The organism is Streptomyces spinosisporus (assembly GCF_022698145.1).
Taxonomy (GTDB): Bacteria; Actinomycetota; Actinomycetes; order Streptomycetales; family Streptomycetaceae; genus Streptomyces; species Streptomyces spinosisporus.
Genome location: NZ_JALDAX010000001.1, coordinates 1 through 16,009, shown reverse-complemented (window position 1 = coordinate 16,009; position 16,009 = coordinate 1). Strand labels below are relative to the sequence as shown.

Here is a 16,009-nt window from a genome sequence, read left to right as displayed (position 1 = left end):
CCTGGGGACCGACGGCGAGGACGCCGGTCCGGCCATCCGCACACCCGCCTGAAGGCACAGGGCAGCCAGAACCAGCAACGCTGCCCACATCACCTCGAACTGCATACCCACCCCCGGAAACTCTCCCGTGACACCTGCACGCACCGACGCGTGAGTCACACGGTCGATGCCAGGACAACGGTCGGGCAGTCACGCAGAGTTCCCGTTGGACACAGAGAGTTTTTCGAGTCGGCCTCTCCGCAGCGCAAGCCCGAGGCGGCCGAGCCCAGCCCGGCGTCAGGCGGACGCACGCATCCAGTCCGGCAGATCCTCGGTCCGCTCCAGCCACGCGGCCGGCGGTCCTCCCGCCTTCGTCGCACCGAGCACGCCGCCCACGATGGCGCAGGTCGTGTCCACATCACCGCCTACCTGAGCGGTCGTCCAGAACGCCCGCTCGTAGTCACCGAGGGCCCGCGCGGCCGACCAGAGCGCAAAGGGAACGGTGTCGTGCGCGGACGTACGCCGACCGCAGCCCAGCACGGCCGCGACGGTGCCGGCGTCGCCGTAGTCGAGCATGTCCCGTGCACGCCGTAGCCCCGCGCCGACGGCGCTCTTCGGAATGAGTGCGACCACGTCCTCCAGGAGTGCCTCAGGACTGGGCGGGCCACCCGGAGCCGCTGCCAGTGCGGCGGCCGCGGCGACCGCCATGGAGCCGACGACGGCCTCGCGGTGCTGATGCGTGGGATAGGCGGAGATCTCCGCCTGATGGGTCGCCTGCTCCGGGTCGTCCGCGTACCACGCCCCCAGCGGGGCGATCCGCATCGCCGCGCCGTTGCCCCACGAGCCCTGTCCGTTGAAGAGCGCCGATGCCAGCTCGCGCCAGTCCCCGCCCTCCCGCACGAGCCGCAGCAGACGGTTCACGGCGGGGCCGTACCCCCGGTCGAAGTCGTGGTGCTCGGCGAAGGAACGGGCCAGGGCGTCCTGGTCGATGCGGTGGTGGGCGGCGAGGACGGCGACCACCGAGCAGGCCATCTCCGTGTCGTCGGTCCACTGCCAGGGCCCGGACGGCACCTCGCGGTGCTTCAGCAGCGGGAGGTTCGCCGGAACGAAGAACTGCGAGCCCAGCGCGTCCCCCACCGCGAGTCCGCGCAGGCTGGCCAGGGCGCGGCCCAGGCGGTCGTCGGGAGAGGAGTCAGGGGTCATCGCTCCGCCACTCTATCCGGTGATCCCGTACGGCTCCGGATCCCGCCAGCGTTCGAATGGCCGGTCCAGCGTGTACTTGTCGTCCTCCCCGAGAACGAGCATCCGCATCTCCGCGTTCCCCGGGTTGGACAGCGACTCGAATTCGGCGACCGTCCAGTGGAACCAGCGCATGCAGAACAGGCGCATGGCCAGGCCATGCGTCACCAGCAGTACGTTCGGCGGGTGGTCGGGGGCCTCGAAGCTGCGGAACAGGCTCTCCAGGAAGCCGCCGACCCGGTCGTACACGTCGGCACCGGACTCCCCCTGGGCGAAGCGGTAGAAGAAGTGGCCGTACGCGTCCCGGTAGGCCTTCTGCAGGCGCACGTCGTCGCGGTCCTGCCAGTTTCCCCAGTCCTGTTCGCGCAGCCGCGGTTCCTCGCGGATCCGTATGCGATCGGGGTCCAGGTGGAATGCGCGCAGCGTCTCGTGCGTACGGCGGTACGGGGAGACGTACACGCTGACGGGTTCGCTGCCGAACACCTCGCGCAACCGCTTGCCGGTCTCCTCCGCCTGCTGCCAGCCGCGCTCGGTCAGCGCGAGTGCATGGTCGGGCTCACGCTCGTACACGGTGTCATCAACATTGCCCGTTGACTCTCCGTGCCGGACAAGGACGATGCGCCGTGGTCTTGCCATGCCAAAACCCTAGATCGGGTGACGGCCGATCGAGCACTCGTACGGGCTCCATACGGCGTAGGTCACACATTTCCTGCACCACAGGTCACACCGGGGCACACGGCAACGCCCGGTTCTCAGACCGTCCAGGTGGGTTCCAGGTCGACGATGTCGCCCGTGAGGGCCGCGACGTCCGCCTCGGTCTGGGCCCGCAGTGCGAGTCGCTCCACGCGTTCGGCACGGTACTTTCCGTGTTCGGCGGCGGAGTGCCACATCGACAGCACCATGAACTCGTGTCCCGGGGCCTCGCCGAACAGCCCGCGGATCATGCCCGGCGAGCCGGCCATGGCGGGGTTCCACACCTTCTCCTGCATCAGCGTGAAGTGTTCCGCGCGGTCCTCGTGGACCCGGCAGTGGGCGACGCGCACCAGGTCGGCGTCCGTGAAGCGTGGTTCAAAACCGGTCTTCACGTCGAAGCGGTAGTCGAACAGCTTGACCTGGGCGTCTTTGAAGGTGCCCACCTGGGCGGCTGCCAGCCGGTCGTGGGAACGGGCCATGAAGGAGTCGTAGAAGGCACGGCTTTCCCAGAAGGCGAAGATGTGGGCCACGCCCTCGCGTCCCCTGCTCCAACCACCGCCCTGCCCCCGAAACCCCGGCTCCCCCAGAAGCCCCGCCCACTTTCGCTGCCCCCGCTCGAAGCCGCGGCGGTCCACCACGGTGCAGCGAATCCACTTGACCAGCACCGCGCCATGGTAAGGCCACGGAGCGTGGCGTCGGTCACTCTCCGGCCTACCGTGCGACGGCACACGGGCACGCGCGCGTGGCAGGATGGACAACCGGCCTTGTCCGCCCGGCAGTTCGGGGGCGGAGACAGCGTACGGGGAACGGGGAAAGGGAAGTTTGGTGAACGGCGTCAACAAGACGATCCGCAAGGCCGAAGTCGCACTGAAATGGGATCCGAGTCCGCCGGGGCAGCCGCCCACCGATCTGGACATCGTGGCCGCCACCTACCTGGCGAACGATCCGCACGGAGAGCCCGCCTATGTGGTGCACTTCGACAGCCGTGCACCCGACGGCACGATCTACCTCAACCGGGACAGCAAGGACGGCAAGGGCTTCGGCTGGGACGAGGTCATGACCCTCGAACTCGACCGGCTGGACAACCGGTACGCGCGCGTGGTGGTCGGTGTCGTCATCCAGCAGCGCTCGGCTGAGCGGACCTTCGTCGGGGTGCTCAACCCGGGTATGCGGATCCGTGAGGGATACAACGTCCTGGCCGAGGACGACTTCGGCACGGTTCTCGGGGCCACGGCGGCCACCCTCGGGGAGTTCGTGCGCGACGACACTGGTGGCTGGCAGTTCCGCGCTGGCGTTCACGGCTTCCACGACGACCCCGCCACGTTCACCAGGGTCATGGGACGCGCTCAGCAGCCCTGACGCCCGCCGTACGCCGAGGAGGGGGCGCCGACCATGTGGTCGGCGCCCCCTCCTCTTCAGGGACTGCCTGTCAGGCGGGACGGACCCCGCCCGGTATCAGCTGCAGCCGCTCGTCGAGCCGCAGCCCTCGCAGATGTAGCAGGAACCGGCCCGCTGCATCTTCGTACCGCAGGAGAAGCACAGCGGAGCGTCGGCCTGGATGCCCAGCTGCATCTCCACCAGCTCGGCGCTGGTGTGGGCCTGCTGCGGAGCGGGCTTGCCCGCCTCGACCTCGGCACGCGGCGTGGCGACCGCCTTCAACTCCTGGGCGCGCGGAGCCGACTGGGCCAGTCCCTCGACGTCGACCTCGTCGTCGGCCGGCTCGTACGAACCGGTCTCCAGGTGACGCTGGCGCTCGTCGGCGGAGTGGATGCCGAGCGCGGAGCGCGTCTCGAAGGGCAGGAAGTCCAGCGCCAGGCGGCGGAAGATGTAGTCGACGATCGACTGCGCCATCCGCACGTCCGGGTCGTCGGTCATGCCGGCCGGCTCGAAGCGCATGTTGGTGAACTTCGAGACGTACGTCTCCAGCGGCACGCCGTACTGGAGGCCGACGGACACGGCGATGGAGAAGGCGTCCATCATGCCCGCGAGGGTCGAGCCCTGCTTCGACATCTTCAGGAAGACCTCGCCGAGACCGTCGTCCGGGTAGGAGTTGGCCGTCATGTAGCCCTCGGCGCCGCCGACCGTGAAGGACGTCGTGATCCCGGGGCGGCCCTTCGGGAGGCGCTTGCGGACCGGGCGGTACTCGATGACCTTCTCGACCGTCTCGCGGATGGCCGCCTCGGTCTTCTCCGTGATCTCGGCGGCCTTCTCCTTCTCCTTGGTCTTGGCGGAGAGGGGCTGGCCGACCTTGCAGTTGTCGCGGTAGATCGCGAGCGCCTTGATGCCCAGCTTCCAGGCCTCGAAGTAGATCTCCTCGACCTCCTCGACGGACGCCGACTCCGGCATGTTGACCGTCTTGGAGATGGCGCCGGAGATCCACGGCTGGATCGCGGCCATCATACGGACGTGGCCCATCGGGGAGATGGCGCGCTCACCCATGGCGCAGTCGAAGACCTCGTAGTGCTCGTGCTTGAGGCCGGGGGCGTCGATCACATTGCCGTTGTCGGCGATGTGGGCGACGATCGCCTCGATCTGCTCCTCCTGGTAGCCCAGGCGGCGCAGCGCCTGCGGGACCGTGCCGTTGACGATCTGCATGGAGCCGCCGCCGACCAGCTTCTTGAACTTGACCAGGGCGAGGTCGGGCTCGACGCCGGTGGTGTCGCAGGACATCGCCAGACCGATGGTGCCGGTCGGGGCGAGGACGGACGCCTGGGAGTTACGGAAACCGTTCTTCTCGCCGAGACGCAGCACGTCCTGCCAGGCCTCCGTGGCGGCGGCCCACACCGGGGTGTCGAGGTCGTCCATGCGGGTGGCCGCGGTGTTGGCGTCGGCGTGCTGCTTCATGACGCGGTTGTGGGCGCTCGCATTGCGCGCGTACCCGTCGTACGGGCCGACGACCGCGGCGAGTTCGGAGGAGCGCCTGTACGCCGTGCCGGTCATCAGGGAGGTGATGGCACCGGCGAGGGCGCGGCCGCCGTCCGAGTCGTAAGCGTGGCCGGTCGCCATCAGCAGGGCGCCGAGGTTGGCGTAGCCGATGCCGAGCTGGCGGAACGCGCGCGTGTTCTCGCCGATCTTCTGGGTCGGGAAGTCCGCGAAGCAGATGGAGATGTCCATCGCGGTGATCACGAGCTCGACGACCTTGGCGAAGCGCTCGGCCTCGAAGGACTGGTTGCCCTTGCCGTCGTCCTTGAGGAACTTCATGAGGTTCAGCGAGGCGAGGTTGCAGGACGTGTTGTCCAGGTGCATGTACTCGCTGCAGGGGTTCGAGCCGTTGATCCGGCCGGACTCCGGGCAGGTGTGCCAGTGGTTGATGACGTTGTCGTACTGGATGCCCGGGTCGGCGCAGGCCCAGGCGGCCTCGGCCATCTTGCGGAACAGGCCCTTGGCGTCGACCTCCTCGATGACGTCGCCGGTCATCCGCGCGCGGAGGGCGAACTTGCCGCCCTGCTCGACCGCCTTCATGAACTCGTCGTTCACACGGACCGAGTTGTTGGCGTTCTGGTACTGGACGGACGTGATGTCCTCGCCGCCCAGGTCCATGTCGAAACCCGCGTCGCGAAGGGCACGGATCTTCTCCTCTTCCTTCACCTTGGTCTCGATGAAGCCCTCGATGTCGGGGTGGTCGACGTCGAGGATGACCATCTTGGCGGCACGGCGGGTGGCACCACCGGACTTGATGGTGCCGGCGGAGGCGTCGGCGCCGCGCATGAAGGAGACCGGGCCGGAAGCGTTGCCTCCGGAGGAGAGCAGCTCCTTGGAGGAGCGGATGCGCGAGAGGTTCAGGCCGGCGCCGGAGCCGCCCTTGAAGATCATGCCCTCTTCCTTGTACCAGTCGAGGATCGACTCCATGGAGTCGTCGACGGACAGGATGAAGCAGGCCGAGACCTGCTGGGGCTGCTTCGTGCCGACGTTGAACCAGACGGGGCTGTTGAAGCTGAAGATCTGGTGCAGGAGGGCGTACGCCAGCTCGTGCTCGAAGATCTCGGCGTCGGCGGGCGAGGCGAAGTACTTGTTGTCCTCGCCGGCCTTGCGGTACGTCTTCACGATGCGGTCGATCAGCTGCTTGAGGCTGGTCTCGCGCTGTGGGGTGCCGACAGCACCGCGGAAGTACTTGCTGGTGACGATGTTGACCGCGTTCACCGCCCAGAAGTCGGGGAACTCGACGCCACGCTGCTCGAAGTTGACCGAGCCGTCACGCCAGTTGGTCATGACGACGTCACGGCTCTCCCAAGCCACCTCGTCGTACGGATGCACGCCGGGGGTGGTGTGGATGCGCTCGACACGCAGTCCCTTGGTCGCCTTGCTGCCCTTGGCGCGGGAACTCCGTGCCGGACCGCTCGCCGTCTCTGTCATGCCGCCTCCCTGTACGGGCTAAAACGCCCTGAAGTGCCCCGATGTTCCCGTGGCACGGTGTTGTGTCTGGTGTTGCGGGCAACTCGCGCTGCCCTCCGCAACAGGTCTTCGATCGCCGCCCGGCGGCCGGTTCCGGATCTTCTCCGGTTCCGGCCCGTCGTCAGTCGGCGGCGTGGGCGGGCTCGGGGACCTCCACGGTCCTCGCGCTCCCGCAGTTGTCTTGCCGGCTCCCCGCGACGGCGTCTTCGCGGTCGTCGTTGTCCGCGGCGGCGGGTCGCGTCCCCTCCCTCAGTTCCACGATGGCCGTCTCGAAGTCCTCGAGCGAGTCGAACGCCCGGTAGACAGAGGCGAATCGCAGATACGCGACAAGGTCGAGCTCCTGCAACGGGCCGAGTATGGCCAGCCCCACGTCGTGGGTGGTCAGCTCGGCGCTCCCCGTGGCCCGCACCGCCTCTTCGACCCGCTGGCCGAGCTGGGCGAGTGCGTCCTCTGTGACAGGCCGCCCCTGGCATGCCTTGCGCACGCCATTGATGACCTTGGTACGGCTGAAAGGTTCGGTGACCCCGGACCGCTTGACCACCATGAGCGAGCACGTCTCCACGGTCGTGAAACGACGGGAGCAGTCCGGACACTGGCGGCGCCTGCGGATCGACGTGCCGTCGTCGGTCGTACGACTGTCGACGACACGGCTGTCGGGGTGCCTGCAGAAGGGGCAGTGCATGGCTTCCAACCCTCCTCACAGCAGACTCAATAGCCTCGTTGGGCCTCACGGGCCCCTCGAAGCAGCCCCAAGCATAGGCGATCTCCTGGAGCCTGAAGACCCGGGGGACCACAACTTCTGGGCTGCTGTTGAAATCCAACCACTAGATGTGGGGATTGGCCCATACATTCACGCTACGCGCGCGTGTCGCGCCCGTATTGGCATGTGCCACGTGTCCGCGGCGACTCTCCGGATCCGGATGTGCACGGGCGTACCGTTACGGCACATGCGGAGATACCGTAAGCGCCACAGGGAGGCGACGTGGGGCTCCCGCAGAGATGAGAGTCTCTCCACTGTTGACGGAATGCCGGATGGCAGACTGGGGCAGGAACCCACGAGGTCAGCACCCCGGTGGTGAAGAGTACGACAATGGGCCTCTTTGTCCGCCAGGTGCCGCGTTAGCTATACACCCAGACACATGATCAGGACAGGGTATCCGCGGTTTTTCACTCGAACGTGTGTTTGGCGCAACCTTTCGAAAGCAACTACCGTTGTCCAGCAGGGAGACCATCGAGAGGGGCCGACGTGACCACCACCGCAGACAGTGCCACCATCACTGCCCAGGACCGCTCCCAGGGCCGACTCGAGCCGGTGCATGCCATGAACGAAGCCGTGAACCCAGAGGGGCACAAGCGCTCCCTGCCTGGCCGACCTCCAGGCATCCGGGCGGACAGCTCCGGGCTCACCGACCGGCAGCGCCGAGTGATCGAGGTCATCAGGGACTCCGTGCAGCGGAGGGGCTACCCGCCGTCGATGCGGGAGATCGGTCAGGCGGTGGGCCTGTCGAGCACCTCCTCGGTCGCACACCAGCTGATGGCACTGGAGCGCAAGGGGTTCCTGCGGCGCGATCCGCACCGGCCGCGCGCCTACGAGGTCCGCGGCTCCGACCAGAGCGCCTCGGTGCAGCCCACCGACACCGCCGGCAAGCCCGCCGCGTCGTACGTCCCCCTGGTCGGCCGTATCGCCGCCGGTGGCCCGATCCTCGCCGAGGAGTCGGTCGAGGACGTCTTCCCTCTCCCCCGCCAGCTGGTCGGTGACGGCGAACTGTTCGTGCTGAAGGTCGTCGGTGACTCGATGATCGAGGCCGCCATCTGCGACGGCGACTGGGTCACCGTCCGCCGCCAGCCCGTCGCCGAGAACGGCGACATCGTCGCGGCCATGCTGGACGGCGAGGCCACCGTCAAGCGCTTCAAGCGCGAGGACGGCCACGTCTGGCTCCTCCCGCACAATGCTGCGTACGAGCCGATCCCCGGCGACGACGCGACCATCCTCGGCAAGGTGGTGGCAGTGCTGCGCCGCGTATGACGGCTGCGGCGGGCGGCTTGCGCGGAAGTCGCCCCGTGACCGGGCCCCGGGACCCCTGCGCCGGTTCCGGGGCCCTGTGCTGTCCGGACCCCGGTGACTGACGGATATGGACCTGGGGTTAGCCTGACGCGGCGCCGCGTCAGGCTAACCCCAGGTCATCCAGCTTCTGCCTGTGTCGCCGCTGCGTCGATTGCCGCCAGCGACCTCCGGACCTGATTACGGTCCGTGGTGTACCAGAAGTCCGGCAGTGACGCCTTGAGATAGCTGCCGTACCGCGCTGTGGCCAAACGCTGGTCCAGTACGGCGACGACGCCACGGTCTCCGGACGCCCTGACGAGGCGGCCGGCGCCCTGGGCCATCAGCAGCGCGGCATGTGTGGCGGCGACCGCCATGAAGCCGTTGCCGCCCGCGTCCTCCACTGCCTTCTGGCGTGCGCTCATCAGCGGATCGTCCGGGCGCGGGAACGGGATCTTGTCCATGACGACCAGCTGGCAGCTGGGGCCGGGCACATCGACGCCCTGCCAGAGCGACAGGGTGCCGAAGAGACAGGTCTTCGGGTCGGCGGCGAAGTTCTTGATCAGCTCTCCGAGGGTCTCCTCGCCTTGGAGGAGGATCGGGAACTCCGGGATCCGGGAGCGCAGTTCCTCGGCGGCGAGCTGGGCGCCTCGCATCGAGGAGAAGAGGCCGAGCGTACGGCCGCCTGCGGCCTGGATCAGCTCCGTCAGCTCGTCCATCATGTCGGCGCGGTCGCCGTCCCGCGCGGGGCGCGACAGATGCTTGGCGACATAGAGGATGCCCTGTCTCGGGTAGTCGAAGGGCGAGCCGACGTCGACGCCCTTCCACTGCGGGAGGTCCTCACCCTCCGTGCCCTCCGGGGCGAGCCCGAGGGAGGCGCCGACGCCGTTGAAGTCGCCGCCGAGCTTCAGTGTCGCGGAGGTCAGGACCACGGAGCGGTCCGCGAAGAGCTTCTCCCTGAGGAGTCCCGACACGGACATGGGGGCGACGCGCAGGGAGGCGCCGAAGCGGTCGTGGCGCTCGTACCAGACCACGTCCCACTCGGAGCCGTTGGTGACGCGCTCCGCCACGTCGTGCACCGACTCCACCGACGCCAGTGCCTGCTTGCGGACCGCGTCCTCGTCCTGGACGGACTTGTCGCGGGTCGCGCCGATCCCGGAGATCACCGTGCGACAGGCGTCACGCAGCGCCATGAGTGCGTATCCGAGGTCTTCCGGGATCTCCTCCAGGCGACCCGGAAGGGCCAGCTCCATCAGCCGCTCGAAGCCCTCGGCGGCGGTCTGAAGCTGGTCGGCCGCCTTCTCGTTGACGAGTTTCGCCGCGCGGCGCACCGCGCGGTTGACCTGGCCGGGCGTGAGCTCGCCCGTGGCGACTCCGGTGACACGGGAGACCAGTTCGTGTGCCTCGTCGACGATCAGCACCTCGTGCTGCGGGAGGACCGGGGCGCCCTCGATGGCGTCGATCGCAAGCAGCGCGTGGTTGGTGACGACGACATCGGCGAGCTTGGCTCGCTCACGTGCCATCTCGGCGAAGCACTCCGCGCCGTACGCGCATTTCGTGGCACCCAGGCACTCCCGGGACGAGACCGACACCTGCGCCCAGGCGCGGTCGGACACGCCTGGCGTGAGGTTGTCCCGGTCACCGGTCTCGGTCTCGTCCGACCAGTCACGCAGCCGCAGCAGGTCCTGGCCCAGCTTGCTGGTGGGCGCGGCCGCCTCGAACTGGTCGAAAAGCCCCTCCTCCTCGTCCTGCGGGACGCCCTCGTGCAGGCGATGCAGACAGAGGTAGTTCGACCTGCCCTTCAGCATCGCGAACTCCGGGCGCCGGCGCAGCAAAGGGTGCAGGGCGTCAACCGTACGCGGCAGGTCCCGCTCGACCAGCTGGCGCTGCAGAGCGAGGGTGGCCGTCGCCACGACGACGCGCTCACCGTGCGCCAGCGCGGGCACGAGGTACCCCAGCGACTTTCCGGTGCCAGTGCCGGCCTGGATGAGCAGATGGGAGCCGTCGTCGATCGCCTCCGCGACGGCTTCGGCCATGGTCACCTGGCCGGGGCGCTCCGTGCCGCCGACGGCTGTTACGGCAGCGTGCAGGAGTTCGGGGAGTGAGGGCTTCGTCATAGCTCGACCACCCTACGACCCGGCACTGACAAAGGGGCGATCAAGGCGGGAGCGAAGGGTGGGATCAAGGCCGGGGGCTCCTGGGGTGTGGGGTGGGTGGATCTACGGGGCGCGTGGGTGGATCTACGGGGCGGCAGGGCTGGCTGCTGGCTGCTGGCTGCTGGCTGCTGGCTGCTGGCTGCTGGCTGCTGGCTGGGCCACGGTACGAGGTCGTGGGCGGGGGCGTGGTGAGTGCGTTGGAAACGGGTTTGTTGTCGATGGGAACCGGATCGGTGCGAGCGGTGTACCAAGAGTGATGATGTCGCCGCATGGCGTCACATCACATGGCGCAGGGACCGGTCCCGGACCATGAGGGCGGCTCGCTTGGCGGGCAGGTCGGCCTCGGCGGCGAACCGGAAGCCGGCGCTCATAAAGGCAGCGACGGAGGGGGTGTTGCGAAGGTCCGGTTCCGCGATGACGCGTGCACAGGAAGGCCGCTTGTCGAGTGCGAGGTCGGCGACAGCTCTGAGTAGTGCGCTGCCGAGCTTTCGGCCACGATCGGCGACCTCGCCGATGAGGAGGTGGATGCCGGTGTCATGAGGTCGAAGAGGGACGTGGCGGGCCAAGGGGTCGAGGTCCGCCCGGTAGATCTCCCAGTAGCTCATCGGTGCGCCTTCCAGCACCCCGAGGCACGGAACGCTGCGCCCGTCCCCGGAGAGCTGAGTCCGCAGGTGGCTCTCGGTCACGGCCTGGGGTCCGGCCAGTTCCCAGAACTCCGCGACGGCAGGGTCGTTCATCCAGCGGCTGATCAAGGGCAGGTCGCGGTCGACGTGCACGGGGACGAGCTGGAACACCCCCGCGGGGGTGACCACCGGGCCCCAGTTGGCGACATGGTCGAGGAGGTCATCGCCGACGGCGGAGATGGAAGCGGGCGACGTCATGTCCATACGTCGGCTCGGTGCCGTGCCGGTGTCGGTCTCTGCTGCGAAGAGCGCGAGTAGTTCGTCGGGAAGACGCAGGTCCAGTGTGTCTTCGCTGTCCGTGCCTTCGCTGTCCGTGCCTTCGCCGGTACTGCTCTCGGCCGTGCTGGGGTGCGTATCAGCGCCCGTGTCGGGCCCGGTGGCGGCCGCTGAGTGAGCGGTAGGGGCGGGATGGGCGGTGGCGTCGGTGGGAGGCACGGCGACGCTCCTCTCAGAAGTGGGGGTGGGGCATGTTCCTCAGGGCGAAAGGTGGGTGACGAAAGGGAGTTGGGGATCGGATGGGGTCGGGGACCTGATGGAGTCAGGGATCTGTTGGAGTCGGGGATCTGCGGGCGCAACGGGCAGGAAAGGCAGGACGGGAGGGATGTGCAGGTCAAGGTCGGTCAGGCAAGGAGGGGATTGGCGATGGTGACGTAGACGGACTGCGTGTCGACCGGGCCGACGAGTTCGTCCAGGCCGTGCAGCCGGGTCAGGAGATTGGCCTTGCAGCGCAGGACGGGTGAGTCGAGCAGGTGGGACGGGAGCGAGGTGCGCAGTCGGGCGGGGCCTGAGGCGACGCCGTCGAGGAAGCGGCGGAAGGCAGCGAGCAACAGGATTTCGTCGGCGAGGCGTTGGGAGCCGAAGGCACCGATGAGGCCGAACACGTTGTTGATCGCGAGGTAGTAGACGAAGCGCTCGTCGGTGACCTCGTCGGGGACAAAGGTGTCGCTGTGCTGACCGATCCCGGGGAGCCGGGCGTCGAGTTCAGTGCGCCGGGACTCACGGAAGTAGTAGCCCTGGTTGTCTCGGTAGCGCCCTCCCACCGGCCAGCCGTCGGTGTCCAGCAGGACAAGCGTGTTCTGCTGGTGGGCCTCCAGGGCGATGCCCGCCTCCGCGTCCAGCCACAGCACGGGGCGGACGACCTGCTCGAGGTAGCGAAGGAACCACTCGGCGGCCACGGCTCCACGCGGCCGGCCCGTGCGATCCGCGAGACGGTTGATGATCGTGGCCAGCCGTGACTGCAGGATCCACGGCTGAGCCTCCGGATGGAGCTCCGGGCCTACCGGGGCGACGCCTGGCTTGGCCTGCGGTCGGGGTGAGACGAGCCCGGCGAGGCAGGAGACGTCGTCCGAGACGCTGAAGGGGTTGTGCCGGATCATCACGTCGAGGCCGGGCACGGGGTTGCCGTCCGGTGAGTCGACTGCGATCCAGGCCGGGTCACGCACGATGTCGAACCCCGGGTGCGCGGCCTGCCACTGCCGAGCCAGCCCACCGCGCAGCAGGCGGTGTACCTCCACGCCCCGATGGAGTTCCTTGCGGAGGTTCTCGCGGCGGGAGTTGGTGATTCGCAGGCCGAGCGACAGCTTGAGCATGGCGGGAGCGCCGGTTCGGTGGACGGTGCGTACGGAGGAGGTGGGGTGCCAGGGCGTGCCGGCCGCGCCGAGGGCTCGAAGGAGCCCTGCGTCGAACAGCGCCGCTGTCTCTGGGCGTTGCTGGATGTCGCGCAACTGCCAGGGGTGCATGGGGAGGGCTGCGTAGCCGTCGGGGAGGGGCAGTGGGGTTTCGGCTAGTCGGGCGGTGAGCCGTGGTGCGGGGACGAGGCGGCCTCGTTCGGTCCAAGCTGAGTCGGTGGTGAGTAGGGAGGGAGCCACAGCAAGCCAGTGCAGGGGGAAGGAGCCGCGCAACTCCGGTGAGTAGAGGGCTGCTTGCGCGTCGGTGAGACCTTCGCGGCTCTTCGGTGTGGGGTGCAGGGGATGTCCGAGCACGAGCGCCTGCTCGGCGGAGAGGAAGAGATCGGGATCTTCGGAGAGATGCGTGCGACGTTCACGGATGAAGGTGGCGGTGCGGCGAAAGGAGTCGGCGACGCGGGAGACCAGGTCGGGAGTGGTCTCGGTGTCAGTGTCGGTGCTGGTCTCGGTGTCGGTGCTGGTCACGGTGTCGGTGTTCGGCGTTTCCCGGGCGAGGAGGGCTGCGATGGTGACCGCGTCGGCCGGTCGGGACTTTTCGGGGGCGTCGGCGAAGCGCGGGAGTCCGAAGCGGTGCCATCCCGTCGGCGACCAGTGGTGCACCGGGACGAGCAGAGCCGTGGCGCTGGCAGGAAGGGGGATACGGAGCGTGTCGTCGTCGGGGGCCGGGACGCCGGCTTCCCGTACCCAGCAGCGCAGCAGGTTCTCGACGGTCGCAGCGTTGGCTGCGGTGCCTGGGTCGGGGTGGGCGAGGAGATCGAGGTCGGTGGCGTGGGAGTGCTCGGCGGCTGCAGGGGGCCGCTGCTCGGGGACGCGTTCCTGTGGGGAGAGCCCGTCCTGCTCCGGCAGCCCCTCTCGTGGCTCGTTGGACGTCCGGTCGTCCAGGGAAGGTGAGTTCTGGGTGCCAGATGCAGGGGTGCGGGTGGTGTTCACGGGGGTCCTCAAGGAAGGTACGGAGTCGGGCACGGTGGCGAGCCCGCGTGGCCGGAGCCGCTGCGCACAGACCTCACTGTCGAGTTGGGCGAGCGCTGTACGCGTGCGTCAGCCGCCCGGCAGGCCGGCCCTCTCGGCGCGGTCCTCCTGCCGTCGTTGCCAGGGGCCGGCTTCGTGCGGCGGACGAAGTCCGCGGGATGCACCAGCGCTGGTGCTGGTGCGGGTGCGGGTGCGGGTGCGGGTCCAGGTGCCAGCTGCCGCTTGTACGGCGTCGGCCAGACGGTCGAGTACGGCGGCTGCCTGTTCGTCGCTGATCGTCAGCGGTGGGAGCAGCCGTACGACACTGGTGTGGGGTCCGCCGAGTTCGACGATCAAGCCGCGGCGCAGGCATTCGCGCTGGACGGCGGCCGCGAGTTCGGGAGCGGCCGGTGGAGCGGCGGCGGGGGCGCTCGCCGAGGTCTGGCCTCGGCCTGTCCAACGTCGTCGAGGTCCCGCTGCCGGATCCAGGGCTTCGTCGGCCGTACCGCCGCTTGTGCCCCTCGGAGATACGTCGGCTGTGCTCCCCCCGCCCCGGCCTTCGACCGGCACCCCCTTCACCCTGGCTGCCCCATCCACCTCCGCGTCCGCCTCGACCTCCGCCCCTACAAACTCCGCTTCCGCAAACTCCGCTTCCGCGTCCGCCTCCACGAACTCAACGCCCAGCATCAGTCCCCGCCCCCGCACATCCCCCACGCACGGGAAATCCCGTTTCAGCGACCGGAGTTGGTCGAGCATGCGGGCTCCGAGGGTGGCTGCCCGGTCGGCGAGGTGGTTTTCGCGGACGTAGGTCAGGGTCGCCGTGCCCGCGGCCATGGCGAGTTGGTTGCCGCGGAACGCGCCAGTGGGAGCCTCGGGTTGCCCGAGGTCGAGATCGTCGCGGTGGATCAGTAGCGAGAGAGGGAGGCTGCCGCCGATGGCCCCTGAGAGCACCATGACGTCGGGGGTGATGCCGCTGTGCTCCACCGCCCAGAAGGCACCCGTGCGTCCGACGCCCGTCTGGGTCTCATGCACGATGAGCGGGATGGAGCGGGCGGCGGTGATCTCCCGCATACGCCTCATCCAGGCGTCGGGCGCAGGGAGCACCCCGCCCTCGCCCTGGACGGGTTGGAGGATCATCCCGGCGGGACGTGCGACATCCGGCCCGGGGGCGTCGAGGGCGGACTCGGCCCAACGGGAGGCGAGTTCGGCGCCCAGGCGACCGCCGACGCCGACGCCGACGCCGACGGGGCAGCGGTAACCCTGCGGATAGGGCAGCCGGGTGATCGGCGCGACGTTGGCGGCGGATGACTGGGAGGCGTCGGGACCGCGGGAGGCATCGAATGCCGGCAGCGCTTCGGTGGTCGTGCCGTGGTGGGCGCCGGTGAAGGCCAGGATGCCGGTGCGGCCGGTCGCGGACCGTACCAGCCTGCATGCCGCCTCCACCGCGTCGGCTTCTGCCGGGCCGCAGAACTGCACGCGCGTGTGATCGGTGAGGCCCGGAGGGAGGGTGCGGAAGAGCTCGGTGATGAAAGCGTCCTTGACGGGTGTCGCCAGGTCGAGGGCGTGCAGGGGGGCGCCGGAGTCCAGGACCTTGCGGATCGCCTCCAGTACGACGGGGTGGTTGTGGCCGAGGGCCAGCGCTCCGGCACCGGATTGGCAGTCGAGGTAGCGACGGCCGTCGGCGCCCTCGATGGTCATCCCGCGGGCTCGTACGGGCACGATCGGTAGGGCGGCGCGTGCATAGGTGCGCGCCGCTGATTCGCGCGCCGCCTGACGCCGCAGGATCCCCTCCTGCACGACGCGCGCCGGCATAGGAGCCTGACCTGCCCCGCGGATGGGGTTACTCGTACCGGTCGCGCATTCGCCGGGGGCTCCCTCCGACGCACTCCCCTCACAAGCAGACTCGGCCACGGCTTCCCGTCCTCCCACCCACACCGCCCACACCGCCCACACGGACTCAGGAGACCGCGCACGGACAGCAGGCCCCCCACCGCTACCAACCCCCCATGGGCGAACGGGTTACGGGCCGCCTCAAGATCCCTGGAGCACCCGGCACCTACTCAGCCACTCCCCCCTTCCTCACGCCCCCTACGGCACCTCAACACCTCTCCACGCGCCCCATCCCCGCACTCCGCACCGCACCTCAACACCGCCCCACCCGCCCCTTCTCCACGCCCCCACTGTCCTTCAGCG

Annotated in this window: 11 protein-coding genes; 2 read left to right on the top strand and 9 right to left on the bottom strand. The window is 69.0% G+C overall.

Annotated features, from left to right (window positions below):
• Positions 1-276: 276 nt before the first annotated feature.
• The 3 genes from MQN93_RS00055 to MQN93_RS00045 form a co-directional block, all read right to left on the bottom strand.
• Entirely contained in the window at positions 277-1,182 is a 906-nt protein-coding gene (locus MQN93_RS00055) for an ADP-ribosylglycohydrolase family protein (RefSeq protein WP_242707758.1), read from the bottom strand.
• 12 nt (positions 1,183-1,194) lie between these two features.
• Positions 1,195-1,854 (bottom strand): histidine phosphatase family protein, encoded by a 660-nt coding sequence (locus MQN93_RS00050; RefSeq protein ID WP_016432232.1) that lies wholly within the window; start codon positions 1,852-1,854, stop codon positions 1,195-1,197.
• 116 nt (positions 1,855-1,970) lie between these two features.
• A complete protein-coding gene (locus tag MQN93_RS00045; RefSeq protein ID WP_016432233.1) occupies positions 1,971-2,576 on the bottom strand; it encodes a YdbC family protein in 606 nt (201 codons plus the stop codon).
• Between the two features lie 160 nt (positions 2,577-2,736).
• Here MQN93_RS00045 and MQN93_RS00040 point away from each other — a divergent pair, with 160 nt between their 5' ends.
• A complete protein-coding gene (locus MQN93_RS00040; RefSeq protein ID WP_242707757.1) occupies positions 2,737-3,270 on the top strand; it encodes a TerD family protein in 534 nt (177 codons plus the stop codon).
• Between the two features lie 96 nt (positions 3,271-3,366).
• Here MQN93_RS00040 and MQN93_RS00035 read toward each other — a convergent pair whose 3' ends face one another.
• Both MQN93_RS00035 and nrdR read right to left on the bottom strand, forming a co-directional pair.
• A complete protein-coding gene (locus tag MQN93_RS00035; protein WP_016432239.1) occupies positions 3,367-6,264 on the bottom strand; it encodes a vitamin B12-dependent ribonucleotide reductase in 2,898 nt (965 codons plus the stop codon).
• Positions 6,265-6,424: 160 nt separating this feature from the next.
• Positions 6,425-6,985: a transcriptional regulator NrdR gene (gene nrdR / locus MQN93_RS00030; RefSeq protein WP_016432240.1), complete on the bottom strand. Its 561-nt coding sequence runs from the start codon at positions 6,983-6,985 to the stop codon at positions 6,425-6,427.
• Positions 6,986-7,549: 564 nt separating this feature from the next.
• Here nrdR and lexA point away from each other — a divergent pair.
• Positions 7,550-8,329 (top strand): transcriptional repressor LexA, encoded by a 780-nt coding sequence (gene lexA / locus MQN93_RS00025; protein WP_016432241.1) that lies wholly within the window; start codon positions 7,550-7,552, stop codon positions 8,327-8,329.
• A gap of 155 nt (positions 8,330-8,484) precedes the next feature.
• On the opposite strand, the gene MQN93_RS00020 is transcribed toward lexA, so the two are convergent.
• The 4 genes from MQN93_RS00020 to MQN93_RS00005 all read right to left on the bottom strand — a co-directional run bounded on the left by MQN93_RS00020 (position 8,485) and on the right by MQN93_RS00005 (position 15,628).
• Entirely contained in the window at positions 8,485-10,461 is a 1,977-nt protein-coding gene (locus MQN93_RS00020) for an ATP-dependent DNA helicase (protein ID WP_242707756.1), read from the bottom strand.
• A gap of 314 nt (positions 10,462-10,775) precedes the next feature.
• Complete coding sequence (locus tag MQN93_RS00015; protein WP_242707755.1) at positions 10,776-11,618, bottom strand: GNAT family N-acetyltransferase; 843 nt, start codon at positions 11,616-11,618, stop codon at positions 10,776-10,778.
• A 185-nt stretch (positions 11,619-11,803) separates the two neighbouring features.
• Positions 11,804-13,798, bottom strand: coding sequence for an IucA/IucC family protein (locus tag MQN93_RS00010; protein ID WP_242707754.1), 1,995 nt, complete (start codon positions 13,796-13,798; stop codon positions 11,804-11,806).
• Between the two features lie 108 nt (positions 13,799-13,906).
• Complete coding sequence (locus tag MQN93_RS00005) at positions 13,907-15,628, bottom strand: aminotransferase class III-fold pyridoxal phosphate-dependent enzyme (protein ID WP_242707753.1); 1,722 nt, start codon at positions 15,626-15,628, stop codon at positions 13,907-13,909.
• Between the last annotated feature and the right edge of the window lie 381 nt (positions 15,629-16,009).

Excerpts from the sequence above, each read along its gene's own strand:
- MQN93_RS00055 (WP_242707758.1), bottom strand. The coding sequence starts at position 1,182 with ATGACCCCTGACTCCTCTCCCGACGACCGCCTGGGCCGCGCCCTGGCC.
- MQN93_RS00050 (WP_016432232.1), bottom strand. The coding sequence starts at position 1,854 with ATGGCAAGACCACGGCGCATCGTCCTTGTCCGGCACGGAGAGTCAACG.
- MQN93_RS00035 (WP_016432239.1), bottom strand. The coding sequence starts at position 6,264 with ATGACAGAGACGGCGAGCGGTCCGGCACGGAGTTCCCGCGCCAAGGGC.
- nrdR (WP_016432240.1), bottom strand. The coding sequence starts at position 6,985 with ATGCACTGCCCCTTCTGCAGGCACCCCGACAGCCGTGTCGTCGACAGT.
- MQN93_RS00020 (WP_242707756.1), bottom strand. The coding sequence starts at position 10,461 with ATGACGAAGCCCTCACTCCCCGAACTCCTGCACGCTGCCGTAACAGCC.
- MQN93_RS00005 (WP_242707753.1), bottom strand. The coding sequence starts at position 15,628 with ATGCCGGCGCGCGTCGTGCAGGAGGGGATCCTGCGGCGTCAGGCGGCG.